Origin of the sequence: Streptomyces yangpuensis, from assembly GCF_024666385.1 — a bacterium.
Lineage (GTDB): Bacteria > Actinomycetota > Actinomycetes > Streptomycetales > Streptomycetaceae > Streptomyces > Streptomyces yangpuensis.
The window spans coordinates 4,914,853-4,934,964 of sequence record NZ_CP102514.1 but is presented as its reverse complement, the minus strand read 5'-3'; the positions used below and the strand labels follow the sequence as shown (position 1 = coordinate 4,934,964).

The 20,112-nt window shown below is 73.1% G+C and carries 20 protein-coding genes and 1 riboswitch; of the genes, 9 read left to right on the top strand and 11 right to left on the bottom strand.

From position 1 onward, the window contains the following. Positions 1 to 38: 38 nt before the first annotated feature. The 3 genes from NRK68_RS22765 to NRK68_RS22755 all read left to right on the top strand — a co-directional run bounded on the left by NRK68_RS22765 (position 39) and on the right by NRK68_RS22755 (position 4,250). A complete protein-coding gene (locus NRK68_RS22765) occupies positions 39 to 536 on the top strand; it encodes a GNAT family N-acetyltransferase (protein WP_257856561.1) in 498 nt (165 codons plus the stop codon). A 51-nt stretch (positions 537 to 587) separates the two neighbouring features. Then, positions 588 to 709: riboswitch (cobalamin riboswitch) on the top strand. 137 nt (positions 710 to 846) lie between these two features. Then, positions 847 to 3,234, top strand: a complete 2,388-nt coding sequence (locus NRK68_RS22760) for a ribonucleoside-diphosphate reductase subunit alpha (protein WP_257856560.1) — start codon at positions 847 to 849, stop codon at positions 3,232 to 3,234. Beyond that, entirely contained in the window at positions 3,234 to 4,250 is a 1,017-nt protein-coding gene (locus NRK68_RS22755; protein ID WP_046776083.1) for a ribonucleotide-diphosphate reductase subunit beta, read from the top strand. The genes NRK68_RS22760 and NRK68_RS22755 overlap by 1 nt, the downstream gene beginning before the upstream one ends. A gap of 123 nt (positions 4,251 to 4,373) precedes the next feature. Here the strand turns inward: NRK68_RS22755 and NRK68_RS22750 are convergent, their stop codons facing one another. Then, a complete protein-coding gene (locus NRK68_RS22750) occupies positions 4,374 to 4,601 on the bottom strand; it encodes a hypothetical protein (RefSeq protein WP_257856559.1) in 228 nt (75 codons plus the stop codon). An 81-nt stretch (positions 4,602 to 4,682) separates the two neighbouring features. Here NRK68_RS22750 and NRK68_RS22745 point away from each other — a divergent pair, with 81 nt between their 5' ends. Further along, complete coding sequence (locus NRK68_RS22745; RefSeq protein WP_183067253.1) at positions 4,683 to 5,648, top strand: helix-turn-helix domain-containing protein; 966 nt, start codon at positions 4,683 to 4,685, stop codon at positions 5,646 to 5,648. On the opposite strand, the gene NRK68_RS22740 is transcribed toward NRK68_RS22745, so the two are convergent. The 9 genes from NRK68_RS22740 to NRK68_RS22700 form a co-directional block, all read right to left on the bottom strand. Further along, complete coding sequence (locus NRK68_RS22740) at positions 5,614 to 7,287, bottom strand: hypothetical protein (protein WP_183067252.1); 1,674 nt, start codon at positions 7,285 to 7,287, stop codon at positions 5,614 to 5,616. The two genes, NRK68_RS22745 and NRK68_RS22740, sit on opposite strands and share 35 nt — an antisense overlap. A gap of 23 nt (positions 7,288 to 7,310) precedes the next feature. Beyond that, positions 7,311 to 7,955: a peptide deformylase gene (def, locus tag NRK68_RS22735; RefSeq protein ID WP_183067251.1), complete on the bottom strand. Its 645-nt coding sequence runs from the start codon at positions 7,953 to 7,955 to the stop codon at positions 7,311 to 7,313. 83 nt (positions 7,956 to 8,038) lie between these two features. After that, positions 8,039 to 9,040 (bottom strand): tetratricopeptide repeat protein, encoded by a 1,002-nt coding sequence (locus NRK68_RS22730; RefSeq protein ID WP_183067250.1) that lies wholly within the window; start codon positions 9,038 to 9,040, stop codon positions 8,039 to 8,041. 120 nt (positions 9,041 to 9,160) lie between these two features. Beyond that, positions 9,161 to 10,420, bottom strand: coding sequence for an HD-GYP domain-containing protein (locus tag NRK68_RS22725; RefSeq protein ID WP_183067249.1), 1,260 nt, complete (start codon positions 10,418 to 10,420; stop codon positions 9,161 to 9,163). Then, positions 10,417 to 12,033: an HD-GYP domain-containing protein gene (locus NRK68_RS22720; protein WP_257856558.1), complete on the bottom strand. Its 1,617-nt coding sequence runs from the start codon at positions 12,031 to 12,033 to the stop codon at positions 10,417 to 10,419. The genes NRK68_RS22725 and NRK68_RS22720 overlap by 4 nt, the downstream gene beginning before the upstream one ends. A gap of 198 nt (positions 12,034 to 12,231) precedes the next feature. Further along, positions 12,232 to 12,537 (bottom strand): mycothiol system anti-sigma-R factor, encoded by a 306-nt coding sequence (gene rsrA, locus NRK68_RS22715; RefSeq protein ID WP_183067247.1) that lies wholly within the window; start codon positions 12,535 to 12,537, stop codon positions 12,232 to 12,234. Next, positions 12,534 to 13,178: a sigma-70 family RNA polymerase sigma factor gene (locus tag NRK68_RS22710; RefSeq protein WP_183067450.1), complete on the bottom strand. Its 645-nt coding sequence runs from the start codon at positions 13,176 to 13,178 to the stop codon at positions 12,534 to 12,536. Before NRK68_RS22710 ends, rsrA begins: the two co-directional genes overlap by 4 nt. A 294-nt stretch (positions 13,179 to 13,472) precedes the next feature. After that, a complete protein-coding gene (locus NRK68_RS22705; RefSeq protein WP_257856557.1) occupies positions 13,473 to 14,123 on the bottom strand; it encodes an alpha/beta hydrolase family protein in 651 nt (216 codons plus the stop codon). A 60-nt stretch (positions 14,124 to 14,183) separates the two neighbouring features. After that, positions 14,184 to 15,002: an SOS response-associated peptidase gene (locus tag NRK68_RS22700; RefSeq protein ID WP_183067245.1), complete on the bottom strand. Its 819-nt coding sequence runs from the start codon at positions 15,000 to 15,002 to the stop codon at positions 14,184 to 14,186. 53 nt (positions 15,003 to 15,055) lie between these two features. On the opposite strand from NRK68_RS22700, the gene NRK68_RS22695 reads away from it, so the two are divergent. The 4 genes from NRK68_RS22695 to NRK68_RS22680 all read left to right on the top strand — a co-directional run bounded on the left by NRK68_RS22695 (position 15,056) and on the right by NRK68_RS22680 (position 18,636). Continuing rightward, positions 15,056 to 15,769, top strand: a complete 714-nt coding sequence (locus tag NRK68_RS22695; protein WP_183067244.1) for a M50 family metallopeptidase — start codon at positions 15,056 to 15,058, stop codon at positions 15,767 to 15,769. Positions 15,770 to 15,833: 64 nt separating this feature from the next. Continuing rightward, positions 15,834 to 17,192, top strand: coding sequence for a 3-phosphoshikimate 1-carboxyvinyltransferase (gene aroA / locus NRK68_RS22690; RefSeq protein WP_183067243.1), 1,359 nt, complete (start codon positions 15,834 to 15,836; stop codon positions 17,190 to 17,192). Positions 17,193 to 17,200: 8 nt separating this feature from the next. Continuing rightward, on the top strand, positions 17,201 to 18,211 hold the full coding sequence (gene rsgA, locus NRK68_RS22685) for a ribosome small subunit-dependent GTPase A (RefSeq protein WP_183067242.1): 1,011 nt from the start codon (positions 17,201 to 17,203) through the stop codon (positions 18,209 to 18,211). 101 nt (positions 18,212 to 18,312) lie between these two features. Further along, on the top strand, positions 18,313 to 18,636 hold the full coding sequence (locus tag NRK68_RS22680) for a DMT family transporter (protein WP_183067241.1): 324 nt from the start codon (positions 18,313 to 18,315) through the stop codon (positions 18,634 to 18,636). Here NRK68_RS22680 and NRK68_RS22675 read toward each other — a convergent pair. Further along, complete coding sequence (locus NRK68_RS22675; RefSeq protein ID WP_183067240.1) at positions 18,590 to 19,144, bottom strand: TetR/AcrR family transcriptional regulator; 555 nt, start codon at positions 19,142 to 19,144, stop codon at positions 18,590 to 18,592. The two genes, NRK68_RS22680 and NRK68_RS22675, sit on opposite strands and share 47 nt — an antisense overlap. Positions 19,145 to 19,286: 142 nt before the next feature. Here NRK68_RS22675 and hisN point away from each other — a divergent pair, with 142 nt between their 5' ends. Continuing rightward, positions 19,287 to 20,090 (top strand): histidinol-phosphatase, encoded by an 804-nt coding sequence (gene hisN / locus NRK68_RS22670; RefSeq protein WP_183067239.1) that lies wholly within the window; start codon positions 19,287 to 19,289, stop codon positions 20,088 to 20,090. Positions 20,091 to 20,112 lie beyond the last annotated feature (22 nt).

Genomic DNA, 20,112 nt, shown 5'->3' with positions numbered 1-20,112 from the left:
GCGCCGCCCGCCGGGAGGCGTCCTGCACACTCGACCGCATGGACATGGTGATCAGAACGGCGGTGCCCGCCGACTACACGGAGCTGGGCGAGATCACGGCGCGGGCCTACCTCGCCGACGGACACCTGGACTTCAACGAGGACGACGCGTACCTGAAGGTGCTGCGCGACGTGGCCGGGCGGGCCGTCCTGGCCGAGGTGCTCGTCGCCGAGCACGACGGCCAGGTGCTCGGCGGCGTGACCTTCGCCGCACCCGGCAGCCCGCTCGCCGACATCGCCGGCCCCGACGAGGCCGAGTTCCGGATGCTCGCGGTGGACCACGCGGCCCGCGGCCGGGGCGTCGGCGAGGCCCTGGTGCGGGGCTGCATCGAACGGGCGCGGGCGATCGAGGGCGTCACGGGCCTCGTGCTCTCCACCCAGCGCAGCATGGCCGGGGCCCACCGGATCTACGTACGGCTGGGCTTCGAGCGCACTCCGGAGCGGGACTGGGCGCCCATCGAGGGCCTGAAACTCCTCACGTACCGACTCAAGCTGTAGCCGCGCCGACACTACATGTTGGGGGTGCCGCACAAGGGCGCCCCCACATGTATGCTCATGCCTGCTGTCGCCGCAGGGGAATCCGGTGGGAATCCGGAACTGTCCCGCAACGGTATGAAGTGTCCGGCATCCGGACACCAAGTCCGATGACCTGCCGTCAGCGCGCCCGGATCGACCGAACCGGGTGCCGACACGTCCGGGCCTCGCGGTTGGGCCGGTGGACGCCATGCGGTGTGCCCGTTCCTGCCACGCCCGCATGCGCCCGCGCCCGCCCGCCGATGACCGGGCCGAGCGAGGGAGAGCTCCCGCCGTGACCATCGCGCCTTCCGCACCGCGCGCCGAGTCCGTTTCTGGCGACAACACCGAGGGCCCGGGGGCCACGCTGCTGCGTACCCTCACCGAACTGACGGCGGACCTCCCCGACACCGACCCCGGCCGCGTCGCCGCCGCCGCGCTCCGCGGCCGCAGCTCCGCCGCCGACGACGCCGAACTGCGGGGGCTGGCCACCGAGTCCGCCGCGGGCCTCATCTCCGAGGACCCGGCCTACTCCAAGCTCGCCGCCCGCCTGCTGACGCTGGCCGTGCGCGACGAGGCCGCGAGCCAGGGCTCCACCTCCTTCTCCGCCTCCGTCGAGGTCGGCCACCGCGAGGGCCTCATCGCCGACCGCACCGCCGAGTTCGTGCGGGCGCACGCGAGCCGTCTGGACGCGCTGGTCGAGCACACCCTCGCCGAGGGCGCCGACGACCGCTTCGGCTTCTTCGGCCTGCGCACCCTGCACAGCCGCTACCTGCTGCGCCACCCCATCACCCGTCAGGTCATCGAGACCCCGCAGTACTTCATGCTGCGCGTGGCCTGCGGTCTCGCCGCGGACGAGAGCGTCCAGGCCGTCGAGGAAGTCGCCTCGCTGTACCGGCTGATGAGCCGCCTCGACTACCTGCCCTCCTCCCCCACCCTCTTCAACTCCGGCACCCGGCACCCGCAGATGTCCTCCTGCTACCTGCTGGACTCCCCGCTGGACGAGCTCGACTCGATCTACGACCGCTACCACCAGGTCGCGCGCCTGTCGAAGCACGCCGGCGGCATCGGCCTGTCGTACTCCCGCATCCGCGCCCGCGGTTCGCTGATCCGCGGCACCAACGGCCACTCCAACGGCATCGTGCCGTTCCTGAAGACCCTCGACGCCTCCGTCGCCGCCGTGAACCAGGGCGGCCGCCGCAAGGGCGCCGCCGCCGTCTACCTGGAGACCTGGCACGCGGACATCGAGGAGTTCCTGGAGCTCCGCGACAACACCGGTGAGGACCAGCGCCGTACGCACAACCTGAACCTCGCCCACTGGGTGCCGGACGAGTTCATGCGCCGCGTGAACGCCGACGCCGAGTGGTCGCTGTTCTCCCCGGCCGACGTCCCCGAGCTGGTCGACCTGTGGGGCGACGACTTCGACGCCGCCTACCGCAAGGCCGAGGCCGACGGCCTGGCCCGCAAGACCATGCCCGCCCGCGACCTGTACGGCCGGATGATGCGCACCCTCGCGCAGACCGGCCAGGGCTGGATGACCTTCAAGGACGCCTCCAACCGCACGGCCAACCAGACCGCCGAGCCGGGCACCGTCGTCCACTCCTCGAACCTGTGCACCGAGATCATCGAGGTCACCGACGACGGTGAGACGGCCGTCTGCAACCTCGGCTCGGTCAACCTGGGCGCCTTCGTCCTGACGGAGACCGGCGAGATCGACTGGGAGCGCCTGGACGAGACCGTCCGCACCGCCGTCACCTTCCTCGACCGCGTGGTGGACATCAACTTCTACCCGACCGAGCAGGCCGGCCGCTCCAACGCCCGCTGGCGCCCGGTGGGCCTGGGCGCGATGGGCCTCCAGGACGTCTTCTTCAAGCTGAAGCTGCCCTTCGACTCCCCCGAGGCGAAGGCCCTGTCCACCAAGCTCTCCGAGCGCATCATGCTGGCCGCGTACGAGGCCTCCTGCGACCTCGCCGAGCGCAGCGGCCCGCTGCCGGCCTGGGAGCAGACCCGCACCGCGCGCGGCGTGCTGCACCCGGACCACTACGACACCGAGCTGAACTGGCCGGAGCGCTGGGACGCGCTGCGCACCCGCGTCGCCGAGACCGGCATGCGCAACTCCCTGCTCCTCGCCATCGCCCCGACGGCCACGATCGCCTCGATCGCCGGCGTGTACGAGTGCATCGAGCCGCAGGTCTCCAACCTGTTCAAGCGCGAGACGCTGTCGGGTGAGTTCCTCCAGGTGAACGGCTACCTGGTGGAGGAGCTGAAGCAGCTCGGCGTGTGGGACGCCCAGACCCGTGAGGCGCTGCGCGACTCCTCGGGCTCGGTGCAGGGCTTCGGCTGGATCCCGGCCGAGGTACGCGCGCTGTACCGCACGGCGTGGGAGATCCCGCAGCGCGGCCTGATCGACATGGCGGCGGCCCGTACCCCGTTCCTGGACCAGTCGCAGTCACTGAACCTGTTCCTGGAGACGCCCACCATCGGCAAGCTCAGCTCGATGTACGCGTACGCCTGGAAGCAGGGCCTGAAGACCACGTACTACCTGCGCTCGCGCCCGGCGACGAAGATCGCCCGCGCCGCCCAGGCCGCCACCGCCGCTCCGGTGGCCCTCCCGCAGGCCGTCGACGCCGACGCGCTGGCCTGCTCCCTTGAGAACCCCGAGTCCTGCGAGGCCTGCCAGTAATGAGCTCCACCGACAAGAAGAACCTCCTGGACCCGGGCTTCGAGCTCACGCTCCGTCCGATGCGCTACCCGGACTTCTACGAGCGCTACCGGGACGCGATCAAGAACACCTGGACGGTGGAGGAGGTCGACCTCCACTCGGACGTCGCCGACCTCGCGAAGCTGACGCCCGCCGAGCAGCACATGATCGGCCGGCTGGTCGCGTTCTTCGCGACGGGCGACTCGATCGTCTCGAACAACCTGGTGCTGACGCTGTACAAGCACATCAACTCCCCGGAGGCGCGCCTGTACCTGTCGCGCCAGCTGTTCGAGGAGGCCGTGCACGTCCAGTTCTATCTGACGCTGCTCGACACCTACCTGCCCGACCCGGACGACCGCGCGGCGGCGTTCGACGCGGTGGAGGAGATCCCCTCCATCCGTGAGAAGGCGCAGTTCTGCTTCAAGTGGATGGACTCGGTCGAGAAGATCGAACGGCTGGAGACGCAGGCCGACCGCCGCCGCTTCCTGCTGAACCTGATCTGCTTCGCGGCGTGCATCGAGGGCCTGTTCTTCTACGGCGCCTTCGCGTACGTGTACTGGTTCCGCTCGCGCGGTCTGCTGCACGGCCTGGCCACCGGCACCAACTGGGTGTTCCGTGATGAGACCATGCACATGAACTTCGCGTTCGAGGTCGTCGACACGGTCCGCAAGGAGGAGCCCGAGCTCTTCGACGACGCGCTCCAGCAGCAGGTCACCGACATGCTGAAGGAGGCCGTGGAGGCGGAGCTGCAGTTCGGCCGGGACCTGTGCGGTGACGGCCTGCCGGGGATGAACACCGAGTCGATGCGCGAGTACCTGGAGTGCGTCGCGGACCAGCGCCTGGTCCGTCTCGGCTTCCCGCCGGTGTACGGCTCGCAGAACCCGTTCTCCTTCATGGAGCTGCAGGGTGTCCAGGAGCTGACGAACTTCTTCGAGCGCCGCCCGTCGGCCTACCAGGTCGCGGTCGAGGGCACGGTCGACCTGGACGAGGACTTCTGAGCCCCCTCTGAAAACCCCTCCGAAGCCCCTCTGAGAACCCCTCGGAAGCACCGAGAGCCGGGACGCGAGCCGATCGCGTCCCGGCTCTTCGCGTTCCCGGGGCGGTGCGTGCGCCGTGGGGGCTCAGTGGGCGAGAGGGCCCCGGCGCCAGGCGGCGGACCGGATGCCGTGCCGGGGGCCCGGGGTGGGCGGCATGCCGCCCGCCTTCTGCCGCGGCAGCCACACGAGCCGTGTCTCGACGGCCCGCAGCTCTCGGTCGGTCCGCCGGTCCCGCAGAACCCCGTACAGGCTGGGGGCGAGCAGCAGGGCGGCGACGGCGAGGACGGCGAGGTAGCTCAGGAACGTGTTCATGTATCCACTGTCGCCCCGTTCACCCGACCCGGCCACTGGCAGGACTGCCATGAAAGAACGAATTACTGCCACACTGGGTGCATGCTGACCAACGTGGCCGTGGCCCTCCTCGACGAAGTGGCCCCCTTCGAGTTCGGAATCTTCTGCGAAGTCTTCGGGATCGACCGCAGCGACCATGGACTGCCGGTGTACGACTACGCCGTGTGCGCGGCGGAGGACGGCCCGCTGACCATGGCCGGAACGGGTTTCGCCTTCGCCCCCGCCCACGGGCTGGAGCGGCTGGAGAGCGCGGACCTGATCTGCGTGCCCGCCTTCCGCAACGCCTCGGAACGCACCTACCCGGAGCCGCTCATGGCCGCGCTGCGCCGCGGTGCGGAGCGCGGCGCGCGGGTGCTCAGCGTGTGCAGCGGGGCCTATGTGCTGGGCGCGGCGGGGCTGCTGGACGGCCGGCGCTGCACCACGCACTGGATGCACGCCCCGGCCCTGGCCCGGCGCTTCCCGCGGGCGCTGGTCGACCCGGACGTGCTCTACGTCGACGAGGGCCCGGTGATCACCTCGGCCGGCACCGCCTCCGGGATCGACGCCTGCCTCCACGTGGTCCGCCAGGAGCACGGCGCCGAGGTGGCCAACGCGATCGCGCGGCGGATGGTCGTACCGCCGCACCGGGACGGCGGGCAGGCGCAGTACATCCAGCGGCCGCTGCCGCGCACGTCCTGCGACACGGTGGGCGAGGTGATCGGGTGGATGGGCCGCCACCTGGCGGAGGAGATCACCGTCGAGCAGCTCGCGGAGCGGGCGCACATGTCGCCGCGCACCTTCGCCCGCCGCTTCCTGCAGGAGACCGGCACCACCCCCTACCAGTGGGTGCTGCGCCAGCGGGTCCTGCTGGCGCAGGAGTTGCTGGAGTCCACCGACGAGACGGTCGACGCGATCGCCGGCCGCTCGGGCTTCGGCAACGCGGCCGCCCTGCGCCACCACTTCCTGCGGACCCTGGGCACCACGCCGAACTCCTTCAGACGGACGTTCCGGGGCCCGCAGGCCGCCTGAAGCCCGTCGTGCCGGTCGGGCGGTCCCAGCCGTACTCCACGATGCGTCCGTCGAACGTCCCGGCCAGCAACCGCCCCTGCGGCGTCACGGCGAGGGACAGCGCACAGGTCGGGACCCCGTCGACGGCGAGGGCGGTCCGCAGGCGCACCTCGCCGGTCTCGGCGTCCAGGACCGTCAGGGCCCCGGAGACGTCCGCGGCGTAGACGTTCGTCCCGTCCGAGTCCAGGGCCGTCGCGCGGTGGTCGCCGCGGTGCTCCCACAGCACCTCGCCGTCCAGGGAGCGCCGTACGACGTAGCAGCTGCCCGGCCTGCGCGCGTGCGGCTCGTGGACGGACCCGGCGTACACCAGGGATTGCGCGATCTCCACCGCCGGACCGCCGAAGTGGTCCTCCTCCGGCGGCCGGCCGTGCGGGAAGAGCGGCCGCGGCGTGCCGTCCTTGTCCACCGCGCTGACCCACAGGTCCCGGTGCGACCACTGCGCACGGGTGCCCAGCAGTACGTAGGGCCGGCTCGGACGGCGCACCGGGAACGGGTGGTTGAACAGGGCGAAGTCCCCGGCCCCGGTCCCCTGCCGCACGTCGGCGCCGGCGGCGCCGTCCAGCTCGCACATCGACAGCCGTTCGCGTCCCGCGCTCGGCTCCCCCACCGGCCGCAGGACCATCCGCCGGCCGCCGCCCGGCACCAGGACCGCGTACCCGTCGGGTCGCACGGTCTCCAGCACCCGGCCGGTGTCGACCTCGATGCGGGCGATCCGGGCCCCGCCCTGCTTCCAGCCGGGCGGAGCGTGGCGCCGGAGCCGCTCGGCGTTGGCCCACACGGACGCCGCGTCGCCGGACATCACCAGCTGACGGCCGCCCTCCTCGTCCGCGACCACCCACTGCCGTTCCCCCGAGGGCAGCCACGACTCGGCGAGGACCCCGTCCAGTGCGGCCAGCACCCGGCCGTCCGGCAGTCCCTCGACCGCCCACACCCGCCGCCGCAGGGCCCACCCCCGGCCGGCCGCCCCCGCCAGCTCCGTCAGCAGCCGGCGGGCCTCCGGGCCGCGGTCCGGGCGGTCGTACGGCGCCGCGGGCACGTCCAGTTCCTCGCCGAGAACGTCCCCCGGCCCGACCGCGCACCAGTCCGCGCGGTGCACGACGGCCACGTGCCCCTGCTCGTGCGCCACCGGGCCCTCCCAGTCCTCGGACGGGCTCAGCACCAGGCGCAGTTCGGTCCCGCCGCGCCACGCGAGGTCGAGGACCTCCCGTTCATACTCCAGGGCGGACACGGCGTCGCCGGTGTCCAGGCGGACGAGCAGCAGCTCACCCTCGAAGAAGTAGCCGCCGTCGTAGCATCCGGTGCCCACGGCCAGCAGGGGCAGGACCGGGTGGAAGGCGAGCGCCCGCACGGGCTTGCCGGAACGCAGCACGTACCGGCACCGCAGGCCGTCCCGCTCGTACACGCCGATGCGGTGGCCGGACCACCCCGTGCCCCGGGGTCCGCCGGTCCACTGGGCCGAGCCCACGTCGCCGCCGACCGCGAGCAGCCCCGAGCGGTCGTCGGCGACGGCCACGGCGGGGTCCCCGATCTCGGCGAACGGCCCGCCGCCGAGCAAGCGCCGCACGGTCGGCTCGGGGATCTCAGGGACTTCACGGGCCATACGGATCCCCCCGGGAGGCGCGCCTAGGCGTTGGGGACGGTCTCGTAGCGCGGGGTGCCTTCCGCCATCTGGCGCAGGGCGTCCTTGCGGTCCCGCTTCGAGAGCCGGTCGATGTACAGGTAGCCGTACAGGTGGTCGGTCTCGTGCTGCAGGCAGCGGGCGAAGTAGCCGGTGCCGCGGACCTTGATCGGGTTGCCCTGGGCGTCCTGGCCCTCGACCTCGGCGTAGTCCGGGCGGGCGAGCGAGGCGTACGCCGTCGGGACGGACAGGCAGCCCTCGTTGGAGTCGTCCAGCACCCGCGAGCCCGCCGGGAGCTCGACGAGCCTGGGGTTGACGACGACACCGGTGTGGCGCACGCCGTCGTCGTCCGGGCAGTCGTAGACGAAGACCTTGGCGTCCACGCCGATCTGGTTCGCGGCCAGGCCGACGCCCTCGGCCGCCTTCTGGCTGGCGAACATGTCGTCGATCAGCCGGGCCAGCTCGTCGCCGAACTCGGTGACGTCCTTGCACTCGCGGTGCAGGACCGGGTTGCCGACGACCGTGATCGGGCGGGCGGTGCCGCGCTCCCGATGGGCCAGCTCGCGCGCCGCGCAGTCCTCGGTGTCCACGACGTACCCGTCGTTCACGACCTCGCCACCATCGACAACCTGGTTCTCCTGCTGCGCCATGTCCGCCGTACGCCTTCCGTAAGTCCCGTTCACCGGTGGTCGCCGATGGCCACCGATGTGCCCGTACAGCCTACGGCCCCGGCTCAGCAGACTTCTTCGAGATCCCGCCACTCGCGGCTGTCGGGGCTGTCGGCGACCCAGCTGTCGAGGAGGCCGCGGACCAGTCCGGCCGGTGCCGCGATGCCGCATTCGCGCTCGGGCACCCACAGGGAACCGGAGCCCGCCGTACGGTGCCCCAGCGGCCCGGGGTGGCCCGGCTCGCTGTGGTCGTGCGGATCGAGGTGCTCGCCGTCGCCCTCGTCGCTCGGCATCTCGCTCTCCGAGCAGGTCCGGCACAGCAGCCGCACCGACGAGGACCAGTCCTCGGCGGCGAAGCCCGCGTCCGAGGCCAGCTGCTCCAGCGCGTCACGGTCCGCCTCGGTGGCCGCCTCCAGCAGCACCACCCAGGTCGGCACCGGGGACGGCGCCCAGAGCTCGATCTCGTCGAACACCGGGTAGGAGGGTCCGGCCGCGGTCACCCGCTCGCCGTGCGGGACGCCGTCGTGGAGGACGACCTCGCCCCAGCGCCGCCCCGAGGAGGGCAGCGGGATCGACAGGACCTCCAGCCGCGCCGGGTCCAGCCTGCGGCCCCACACCACCTCGGCCTCGCCCTCGGGCGAGAGCCGCACGGCGGCGCTGCCGAGTTCCATGCCGACCGGCTCACCGTTCCCGCCGCCGTTCGCGCCGTGGGGGTCTCCGGGCACCTTCAGCCCGTACGCCTGCCAGGCCCGCCGGGCCAGCGGCCAGTCCTGGAGCGCGGTGGCGGCGATCCCGACGTTCCACCAGTCGGGGGCCCCGGTCTCGCGGTCCAGCAGGGCCACGGCGCGCAGTCCGGCGGCCCTCGCCTGCTCCCAGTCGTGCCGGAACTTGTGCAGCAGGGCCAGGTTGAACCAGGACTCGGAGAGCCACGGCTCCAGGTCCGCGGCTCTGGTCAGCAGCGCCCCGGCGTCCTCGTACCGCCCGTCACCGATCAGCGTGAACGCGCGGTCGGTGGCCTGCCGCCACGAGGCGGAGGGCCGATGCCGTACCTTCCCGAAGATCCTCACGATTCCCGCCTGCCTGGGGGCACCCTCCCAGCGGTGGCTGGGGGACTACGGTGCAGCCTTGCGGACACTCTTACTGGCATCCAACCATGCCCACTCGGACGGCCGCTCATTACCCATGGGTTACCCCGGTGGGACGGGCACCACTCTGCCACGTCCGCCCCTGGCCAGAACCCTCGCCAGGCATTCCACGACCTCCGGCTGGTAATCGTGCCCGGTGCCCAGGCGGAGCTGTTCCAGGGCTGCCAGTGGGCCGCCCGGGTGACGGCTCCCGCCGACGAGGTCGTCGTACGCGTTGACCACGCGCACGATCCGGGCCAGCGCGGGCTGCTCCCGGTACGGGTCCGCCTGCCGCTCCACGATCACGGCGACCTCGGCGGGGACCCCGGTCTGCCGGGCCACCTCCCCGCCCAGCCCGGCGATCCTGCGGGCCTCGGCCGCGGGCAGCTCGGCGGTGGCCCCGTCGGGGACCGGGTCGACCAGGGAGAGCTGGCCGATGTCGTGCATCAGGGCCGCGTACTCCAGCACCGTGAGCTCCCGCTCCGACAGGCCCAACTCCCGGCCGACGGCGCAGCTCAGGGCCGCCACCCGGCGGGCGTGTCCGGGCGGGGTGCAGCCGGCGATCTCGGTGGCCCGGGCCAGGGAGGTGATGGTCTGGCGGTAGGTGGTGCGGATCGCGGTGATCCGGTGGAAGGACAGCTGGGTCAGCAGCAGCGGCACGCTGAGGACGGGGACGGCCCACAGCCCCGCGGCGGCCGCGCCGAGCGCCATGACGACGCCGGTGGCACAGATCGCGGGGCCGATGCCGAGCTGGGCGCGCAGCCCGTCGCGCAGCAGCGGCCCGTACGGGCGGCCCGTGCGGGCCCCCGCGAGGGCGGCGGCGAGCACGGCGTCGCACAGGGCGACGAGGACCAGCAGGAGCAGCAGGAAGACGACGAGGTCCGGCCCCTGGCCCAGCCGCTGCTCCAGCCGGCCGGAGTGGTGGAGCGGCTGGAAGCAGGCGGCGGCGAAGGCGACGGTGAGCACCCTGCGGGACAGGTGGTCGAGGGCGGGGCCGCAGCCACGGGCGACGTGCGGGACGATCCCGGCGAGGGCGGCCGCGGCGACGACGGCGACGGTCTCCAGCACCCCGTGGTGGGTCGGCAGGCCCGCGTTCCGGCCGAGCAGGGCGTAGGCGAGGGCGCCGGCCGCGCCGAGCGGCGCGCCCAGATGGTCGGGCGCACCCGGCCGGTCCCTGCGGGCGAGCTCGCCGACGGCGACCAGGGCGCCGAAGGCCAGGGCGACGCCGGGCTCGGTCAGGCCGTTCCACAGGGTGTGGGCGAGGCCGACGGCGGCGAGCACGGCCGCGGCCCCGCGTACCGCCCACGCGCCCGCGGCCCTCATGCGCCCGCCCCGGCACCGTCCGCGTCGCGGCCGGGTCGTTCGCCCGAGGGCGGGGCCTGGCTGCCGGAGCCGTCGGCGCCGGGAGGCGCGGCGTCCTGCGCGGGCAGGGCGCGCAGCGCCGTCCGCGCCGCCGGCCGGGCGGTGAGCGGACCCCGGGGGCCGAGGCCGCCGCCCCGGCCGACGGCCGGAGCGGGCGCGGCCGGAGCGGGCGCGGCCGGAGCCCGGCCGTTCCGGGCCGCCGGCCCCCGCACCCCGGGGCCGGGTACCCCGGCGGGAGCGGGGTCGCCGATCACCTGGAGGTCGTCGTCCGAGGTGACCACCGGATGCCAGCCGTGCCGGCCGACGGCGTCCGTCAGGGCCCGTACCATCGCCGGATCGAACTGTGCTCCCGCGCACCGCTCCAGCTCGGCGAGGGCGGTGGCCACCGGCCGGGCCCGGCTGTACGAGCGGGTGGAGGTCATGGCGTCGAAGGCGTCGGCCACCGCCACCACCCGGGCCAGTACCGGGATCTGCTCACCGGTCAGCCCGTACGGATAGCCGGTGCCGTCGACGCGTTCGTGGTGGTGCAGGATCGCGGACCTGGCCTCCCCCAGGAAGCCGATGCCGCGCACCATCTCGTGCCCGTACTCGGGGTGCAGTTCGATGATCCGGCGCTCCTGCGGGGTGAGCGGCCCGTCCTTGCGCAGCAGCCGGGTGGGGACGCCGATCTTGCCGACGTCGTGCAGGATGCCGGCGAAACGGACCACTTCCAGCCGGTCCTCGGCCATCCCCAGCTCGCGGGCGATCATCATGGAGGCCTGGCCGACCCGTTCGCTGTGGCCGCGCGTGTAGCGGTCCTTGATGTCGACGGCCTGGACGAGGGCCCGGATGGTGGCCTGGTGGGCGGCGTGCTCGCGGTGGTACTGGGCGAAGACCCAGCAGGAGACGTACATCGGGAGCAGGACGAGCAGCGCGGCCGGGACCCCGTACGGGCTGCGCCACATGACGGCCATCATCAGTCCGGCGAGGCCGTGGACGCAGTGCGCGGCGAGGGCGAGGGGGACCAGGCCGTGCCAGGCGGTGGCGGCGGGCCTGCGTTCGGCGGCGGCCAGGATGCCCCCGTCGAGGGCGGTGATCACCAGGCAGAAGACGGCGGCCGCCGCCGTCGCGGGGAGCATCGCGCCGAGGAGGTCGGCGGGCCACGCGGGGGGCGCGGACCCGGCGGCGGGGACCCGGCCGAGGGCGGCCGGGCCGCCGAGCAGCCCGAACACCTGCCCGGCCGCCCAGGCGCCCAGGGACTGCTGGGCCCCGTGCCACACCCGGCGCACCCCGGCGGGCCGCTGGGCCACGGTGGCGGCGAGCCCTCCGGGCAGCGCCACGAGCGCGGCGGCGGCGGGCGGCAGCAGGAAGACGGCGGCGAGCACCACGGGGAAGAAGGAGCCGATGCCCTGGGGGGCCCGGCGGCCCGGCAGCGGGCCGTGCCGGACGAGTTCGCAGCCGGGGTGGAGCACGGCGAGCAGGGTCACGGCCGGCCAGGGCGTAACGGAATCAGTGAGGGCCGGGGCGGTGCAGGCGAGTGCCGCCAGTACGGCGCAGAGGACGAATCCGCGGGCGGCCGGCGGAAGACCCCGCATGGCACTCTCCTCCCCTGGGCCGTGCAAGCCGGGCACCGGATCGGACCGGTACCGATTGGGGAGAATAGGTGGGGCCCCGAGCGGGGTGGGCCACATTTTCGTATTGCGCCATGCGGACGCCCCCGGATTAGCACATTCGGGTGAATGAACTGATCTTCCGGGGGCGGGCGTTCAGCAGTTCGACCGATTTCGCAGCGGTCAGCCGGACGCGGGGTTGTCGGCGGTGACGTCATGGTCGGGGACGGCCTGCCCCGACCGGATCAGCTCGATCCGGTCCATCACCTTCGACCGCAGGTCGGACGGCACGTCGTCCGACCCGCAGCAGCGCTTGACCAGCTTCTTCACGGCCTGTTCCAGGCCGTACTTCTCCAGACAGGGATTGCACTCGCCGAAGTGGGTCTCGAACTTCGTGCAGTCGCTGTCGGGCATCTCATGGTCGAGGAACTCGTACAGGTGGTCCAGGACCTCAGAGCACTCTGTCTCGTGCGGCTCTCCGCAACTCATGAGCCCGTGCCTTTCCGGTCGTTCGCCTCTCCAGCACCCGCGGGAACCAGCCCGCGCTCGCGGGCGTAGTCCTCCAGCATTCCGCGGAGCTGACGGCGGCCACGGTGCAGTCGCGACATGACCGTTCCGATGGGTGTACCCATGATGTCCGCGATCTCCTTGTACGCAAAGCCCTCTACGTCGGCAAGATAGACCGCGATGCGGAACTCTTCCGGAATGGCCTGCAGGGCTTCCTTCACGTCCGAGTCGGGCAGATGGTCGAGCGCCTGCGACTCGGCCGAGCGCAGTCCGGTCGACATGTGCGACTCGGCGCGCGCCAGCTGCCAGTCCTCGATCTCCTCCGCGGCGCTGCGCTGGGGCTCGCGCTGCTTCTTGCGGTAGGAGTTGATGAAGGTGTTGGTGAGGATGCGGTACAGCCACGCCTTCAGGTTGGTGCCTTCGCGGAACTGGTGGAAGGACGCGTATGCCTTCGCGTACGTCTCCTGGACCAGGTCCTCGGCGTCGGCCGGGTTGCGCGTCATGCGCAGCGCGGCCGAGTACATCTGGTCGAGGTAGCCGAGGGCGTCCCGTTCGAAGCGCGCGTTGCGCTCCGGGGTCGTCTCCTCCGCGTGGCCTTCGTCGGTCCCAGCGACAGGACCCACCTCCTCCGACTGCGTGGCGGCTCCGAAAGCGGATCCGCTCGAATCGGAGAATAGTCGACCTTCCCGGCCCCCCGCCGCCCGGAGCGAGCTGCGCTTGGGGGCGGGCAGCACCGTCCAGTCCAGGTCAGCGGCCTGCGGACGGTTCTGGCTGATGACCTGGGTCATGCGCTCCCTCTCCTCCGACGTTCCGTGTGTACCGACATGTGGGACAACAGAGAGACGGGGCGGCGCATTCCCGGGAACACCACGGGTTTCCGGCCTTTCCGGGGCCGGCGGCGGGCGGTGCGGCCCGGGTCACCCGGGGAGCCGTGCGAGCCACTCCCCGACCGCCTCGGTGATCGTCCGCAGGGCCTCCTCCTGGGTGGTGGCGGCCTTCTTCGGCACCGCGAAGCCGTGGTCGCCGTGGGCCACCTCCACGAGCTCGTACGGGTGCTCCCCGGCCGGCTCCGGGAACTCCTCGGGGCGGCCGAAGGGGTCCCGGCCGCCCTGGACCACGAGGGCGGGCCGGCCGGCCCCGGTGAGTTCCGCGGCGCGGGACTTCTCGGGCCGGCCCGGCGGGTGCAGCGGGAAGGCCAGGGCGAGGACCCCGGCGGCGCCCAGTTCTCCGGCGGTGCGGCAGGCCACGCGGGCGCCGGCGCTGCGTCCGCCCGCGACCACCGGCAGCCCGGGCCCCGTGAGCGCCGGCCACAGCCCGCGCCAGCCCTCGTCCAGCACCTTGGGCGCGGCGGCGACCTTCTTCCCGGCGACCCGCCAGGGCTGTTCGACGAGCGCCACCGTGATCCCGCGGGCGGGCAGGGCGGCGGCCAGCGCCTGGAGGTCGCGGGCCTCGATGCCGCCGCCCGCGCCGTGGCTCACGGCGAGCACGAGCCGGGCCTTCGGGGCGGTGTGCCAGGTGATGCGGGCCTCGCCCGCCGGGGTGTCGACGCTCTCGGTACGCGTGGTCATGCCCCCATCGTGCCGTGCGGGCCGGTCGGGACACGCCTGGGAAGCCGGTCGGGACGCGCCTCAAAAAAGAGTGCCCTCCTCCGGCGCGGCCAGCTCCGTCAGCAGCTCCGGACCGTTGTTGCGCACGTTGCTCACGGCGGTGGACACCGGGTAGGCGCGCATCAGTCCGCCGGGCGGCGGCGCGAGCAGTTCCCGCAGGGCGCCCTCGGTGTCGGTGTTCGCGGGGTCCAGCCAGGCGTCCCAGCGGTCGGGGGTGAGCATCAGCGGCATCCGGGGGTGGATCTCGGACAGCGAGCGCGGTCCCTCGGCGGGGGCCACCCCCAGCGGGCCGGTCTCCGCCTCGGTGGTGATCACCGAGCAGGTCACCCACCAGGCGAGGGGGTGCTCGTCGGGCAGGGTCCGGTCGCGCCAGAACTCGTATATGCCGGCCATGGCGAAGAGCGAGCCGTCGGAGGGGAGCACGAAGTAGGGCTGCTTGCGGGCCCGCTTCTTCTTCCCCTCCACCTCCAGCTGCCGCTCGTCGTGGGCGGTGACCCACTCGTAGTACCCGTCGGCGGGGACGATGCAGCGGCGCTGCGCGAACGCGCGGCGGAAGGACGGCTTCTCGTGCAGGGTCTCCGACCGGGCGTTGATCATGCGGGCGGCGCCGTCGGGGTTCTTGGCCCAGGAGGGCACGAGTCCCCATTTCAGAACGCGCAGCTGGCGAACCGGACGCGGGTGCGAAGCGTCCTTCAGAGGACGGTCGAGGACGACGTGGACCTCCTTCGTCGGCGCCACGTTGAAGTCGGGGGCCAGGGCCTCCTCCGGCTCCCACCGCTCGATGCCGAAGGCCTCCACGAGGTCCTGCGGTCCACGACTCGCTGCATACCGTCCGCACATGGCTGCCACACTGCCATGTCCACCGCACCTCACCGCAAGGAGTCCGCCACCTCATGGACAGCAGCACGACCGCCGGCCTGTGGGACCGGCTCACGGGCATGCAGACGGCCCCGGACCAGTGGCTGGTGATCGCGACCGGGCTGGTCGCGCTGGCCGCCGTGGGCCCCCGCCCGCTGTGGCGGCTCTCGCGCAACGCCATCACCATCGCGCACGAGGGTGGGCACGGCCTGCTGGCTCTGCTCACCGGCCGTCGGCTGAGCGGGATACGCCTGCACTCCGACACCAGCGGCGTCACCGTCAGCCGGGGCAAGCCGACGGGGCTGGGGATGATCCTGACCGCGGCCGGCGGGTACACCGCGCCCTCGCTGCTCGGTCTGGGCGGGGCGGCCCTGCTGTCCGCGCACCGCATCACGCTGCTCCTGTGGGCGGCCACGGCCCTGCTCCTGGTGATGCTGGTGATGATCCGGAACGCGTACGGGGCGCTGACGGTGGTGCTGACCGGCGGAACCTTCCTGCTGGTGTCGTGGCTGACCCCGGCCGAGGTGCAGGCGGGCTTCGCCTACCTCGTCGTGTGGTTCCTGCTGCTCGGCGGGGTCCGGCCGGTCTTCGAGCTGGGCGCCAAGCGGCGGGGCGGCGGGGCGCCCGATTCCGACGCCGACCAGCTGGGGCGTCTCACCCACCTGCACCCCGTGGTGTGGCTGCTCTTCTTCCACGTCGTCGCGCTGTGCTCGCTGGTCGGCGGCGGCCGCTGGCTGCTCGGCCTGTGACCACCCTCTGAGACCGGACGGCGATCAAGATCCGGGCCCGGAGGAAGCCACTAAAGTGGGGGCCATGACCCAGACCCCCGCCCCTGCCCTCTGGCCCGCTCCGCTCGCCGATGGGACCGTCCACGCCACTGTCACGGTGCCGGGGTCCAAATCGGTCACCAACCGTGCCCTCGTGCTCGCCGCCCTCGCCTCCGAGCCGGGCTGGGTGCGCCGCCCGCTGCGCTCGCGCGACTCCCAGCTGATGTCGGACGCGCTGCGCGCGATGGGCGTGGGTATCGAGGAGACCGTCTCCTCCAGCTCTGCGGGCGCCGGCGCGAGCGGCGAGGCCTGGCGGATCATCCCGGCGGCCCTGCACGGACCGACGACGGTGGACGTCGGCAACGCGGGCACGGTCATGCGTTTCCTGCCGCCCGTCGCCACCCTCGCCGACGGCGACATCCGCTTCGACGGCGACCCGCGTTCCTACGAGCGTCCGCTCGGCCAGGTCATCACCGCCCTGCGCACGCTCGGCGCCCGGATCGACGACGACGGCCGCGGCGCGCTGCCCATGACCGTCCAGGGCGGCGGGGCGCTGGAGGGCGGCACGGTGGAGATCGACGCCAGCAACTCCTCCCAGTTCGTCTCCGCGCTGCTGCTCTCCGCCCCGCGGTTCAACCAGGGCGTCGAGGTCCGGCACGTGGGCGGCAACCTGCCGTCGATGCCGCACATCCGGATGACCGTGGAGATGCTGCGCGCCGCGGGCGCCCAGGTGGACACCCCCGAGGCCGGCGGCGAGAAGGACGTGTGGCGGGTCGCCCCGGGCGCCCTGCTCGGCCGCGACATGGTCGTGGAGCCGGACCTGTCCAACGCGCAGCCCTTCCTGGCCGCGGCCCTGATCACGGGCGGCACGGTCACCGTTCCCGACTGGCCGCGCCGCACCACGCAGCCCGGTGACGCGCTGCGCCGGATCTTCACGGAGATGGGCGGCTCCTGCGAACTGACCGACGCGGGCCTGGTCTTCACCGGCAGCGGGAAGATCCACGGCATCGACGTGGACCTGAGCGAGGTCGGCGAGCTCACCCCGGGCATCGCGGCGGTGGCGGCCCTGGCCGACTCCGAGTCGGTGCTGCGGGGCGTCGCCCACCTGCGGCTGCACGAGACGGACCGGCTGGCCGCGCTGACCAAGGAGATCAACGCGCTCGGCGGTGACGTCACCGAGACCGAGGACGGCCTGCGGATCCGGCCGCGCCGCATGCACGGCGGGGTGTTCCACACGTACGAGGACCACCGGATGGCCACCGCCGGCGCGGTGATCGGCCTCGCCGTGGAGGGCGTGCAGATCGAGAACGTCGCCACGACCGCGAAGACCCTGCCAGACTTCCCGAAGATGTGGACGGACATGCTGGCCGGGGACGCGGGACCCGGAGCGGGTGCGGGAGCGTAGGGCACGTCATGCGCAGGTACGGCAAGCACACCGACGAGGACGACATCCGCCAGCGCCCGAACCCCAAGGGCAACCGGCCCCGGACGAACATCCGGCCCAAGCACGAGGACGCCTCCGAGGGCTTCGTCCTGACCGTCGACCGAGGCCGGCTGACCTGCCTGGTCGACGGCCGCACGATCACCGCGATGAAGTCCCGGGAGCTGGGCCGCAAGGCCGCGGTCGTCGGCGACCGGGTCTGGATCGTCGGTGACCTGTCCGGAAGGAAGGACACCCTGGCGCGGATCGTGCGGATCGAGGAGCGCAAGTCCGTCCTGCGGCGCACCGCGGACGACGACGACCCGTACGAGCGGGTGGTCGTCGCCAACGCCGACCAGCTGGCGATCGTCACGGCCCTGGCCGATCCGGAGCCGCGGCCCCGGATGATCGACCGCTGTCTGGTGGCGGCGTACGACGCCGGGCTGGAGCCGCTGCTGGTGCTCACCAAGTCCGACCTGACCTCCGCGGACAAGATCCTGGAGATCTACGCGACGCTGGGCCTGAACTACGTGGTCACCAACCGCGAGGAGCTGGCCGCCGGTGACGCGGCCGAGCGGGTCCGCGAGCGGCTGACCGGCCGGATCACCGCCTTCGTCGGCCACTCCGGCGTCGGGAAGACCACCCTGGTCAACTCGCTGGTCGCCGAGGGCCGCCAGCGCGCCACCGGGCACGTGAACGCGGTCACCGGCCGCGGCCGGCACACGACCACCTCCGCGCTGGCGCTGCCGCTGCCCTCGGGCGACGGCTGGGTCATCGACACCCCCGGTGTGCGTTCCTTCGGTCTGCACCACGTGGACCCGTCCCGGGTGATCCTGGCCTTCCCGGACCTGGTCCCCGGTACGGAGGAGTGCCCGCGCGCCTGCAGTCATGACGAGCAGGACTGCGCGCTCGACCAGTGGGTGCAGGACGGCCACGCGGATCCGGCGCGGCTGTATTCGCTGCGGCGGCTGCTGGAGACGCGGGAGCGGCGCGAGGGCGACTGACCGACCCGGCGGCCGTGCCGTGTTTGTCCGGGGACCTGTCGGGAAAAGTGCATAATCGCACCAAGTGACGCGATGTCACATGACGCGGGGAGGCATTCGCCATGGCGTGGCTGCTGGTCGTCGTCGCCGGACTCCTGGAGACGGGTTTCGCGGTCTGCCTCAAGCTCTCCCACGGATTCACCCGGCTCTGGCCGACGATCGCCTTCGCGTGCTTCGCGCTCGGCAGCTTCGGCCTGCTGACCCTGGCCCTCAAGAAGCTGGACGTGGGTCCGGCGTACGCGGTCTGGACGGGCATCGGCGCGGCCGGCACGGCGATCTACGGCATGATCTTCCTGGGCGACGTGGTCTCCACCCTCAAACTCGTCTCGATCACGCTGGTCATCCTGGGGGTCGTCGGGCTCCAGCTGTCCGGTTCGGCGCACTGAGCAGGCCGAGCAGCTCCCCCGCGCCCGGCTCCTCCCCCGGGGCGATCACGTAGGAGAGGGCGAGCCGCACCGCCAGCTCGCACCGCTGCGGGCCCTCCCCCGGCGTGAGCGCGGCGGCGGCCCGGTCGCGCACGGCCCGGGCGAGGTCGCCGGGCCCCGGTTCGCTCCGGCTCGCGGCGGGCAGGCCCGGCCCCCAGCTGCCGGTGAGCAGGGCCCGTACGAGGGGCTGCGCGCGGGCCGCCCGTACGGTCCACTCGGCGACCGCGACGAGCCGTTCGGGGGCCCGCAGCGGGGCGGACAGGGCCCGGTCCACCCCGTCCAGGTACCGGTCGGCCTCGCGCCGCACCAGGGCGCGCCCCAGCCCCGCCTTGCCGCCGAACTCGTTGTAGAGGGTCTGCCGCGACACCCCGGCCGCGGCGGCCACGTCGACCATTCTCACGTCCGGCCAGGGGCGCGCAGCGAGCGCCGCCCCCGCCGCGTCCAGCAAGGACTCCCGCGCTGCCGGCATCCGCACCTCCCCGCTCGGCTCTCCGGCCAGAGTTGACGGGGCGACAGGCCCTGTCAAGGGCGCGCCCGCTGTCAAGAGGGCCCTCCCGGCCGAGCTGTGGACGTCGTTGGCCGGGGTCCCGGAGTCTCGCTACTGTTCGGGCATGCCCGAATATGACGATGACCTGCGCCTCGCCCTCGAACTCGCCGACGCGGCGGACGTCGCCACGATGGAGCGGTTCCGCGCCCTGGACCTGAAGGTCGAGACGAAGCCGGACATGACCCCGGTGAGCGAGGCGGACAAGGCCGCGGAGGAGGTCGTCCGGGCGGGCATCACCGCGGCCCGGCCCGATGACGCCATCCTGGGCGAGGAGTACGGGCTCAAGGGCAGCGGCCCGCGCCGCTGGGTCGTGGACCCGATCGACGGTACGAAGAACTACGTGCGCGGGGTCCCCGTCTGGGCGACCCTGATCTCCCTGATGGCGGAGGGCGAGGACGGGGAGTTCCGCCCCGTGGTCGGCGTGGTGTCCGCACCCGCGCTGGGCCGCCGCTGGTGGGCGGCGCAGGGCTCCGGCGCGTACTCGGGCGGCGCGCTCGGCGAGCCCACCCCGATCGGCGTGTCCCGGGTGGGCGTGCTGGGCGACGCCTCGTTCGCGTACTCCTCGCTGAGCGGCTGGGAGGAGCAGGGGCGACTGCCCGGCTTCCTGGACCTGACGCGGGCGTGCTGGCGCACCCGCGGCTACGGCGACTTCTGGCCGTACATGATGGTCGCGGAGGGCTCCCTGGATCTGTGCGCCGAGCCGGAGCTGAACCTGTGGGACATGGCCGCCGTCGCGGTGGTGGTGCAGGAGGCGGGCGGCCGCTTCACCAGCCTCGACGGCGCCGACGGCGTGCACGGCGGGAACGCCGCGGCGTCGAACGGACTGCTCCACGAGGAGATGCTCGGTCTGCTCCGCCCGCGCGCCTGACGCGCCCGGGCGCCGGGCGCGC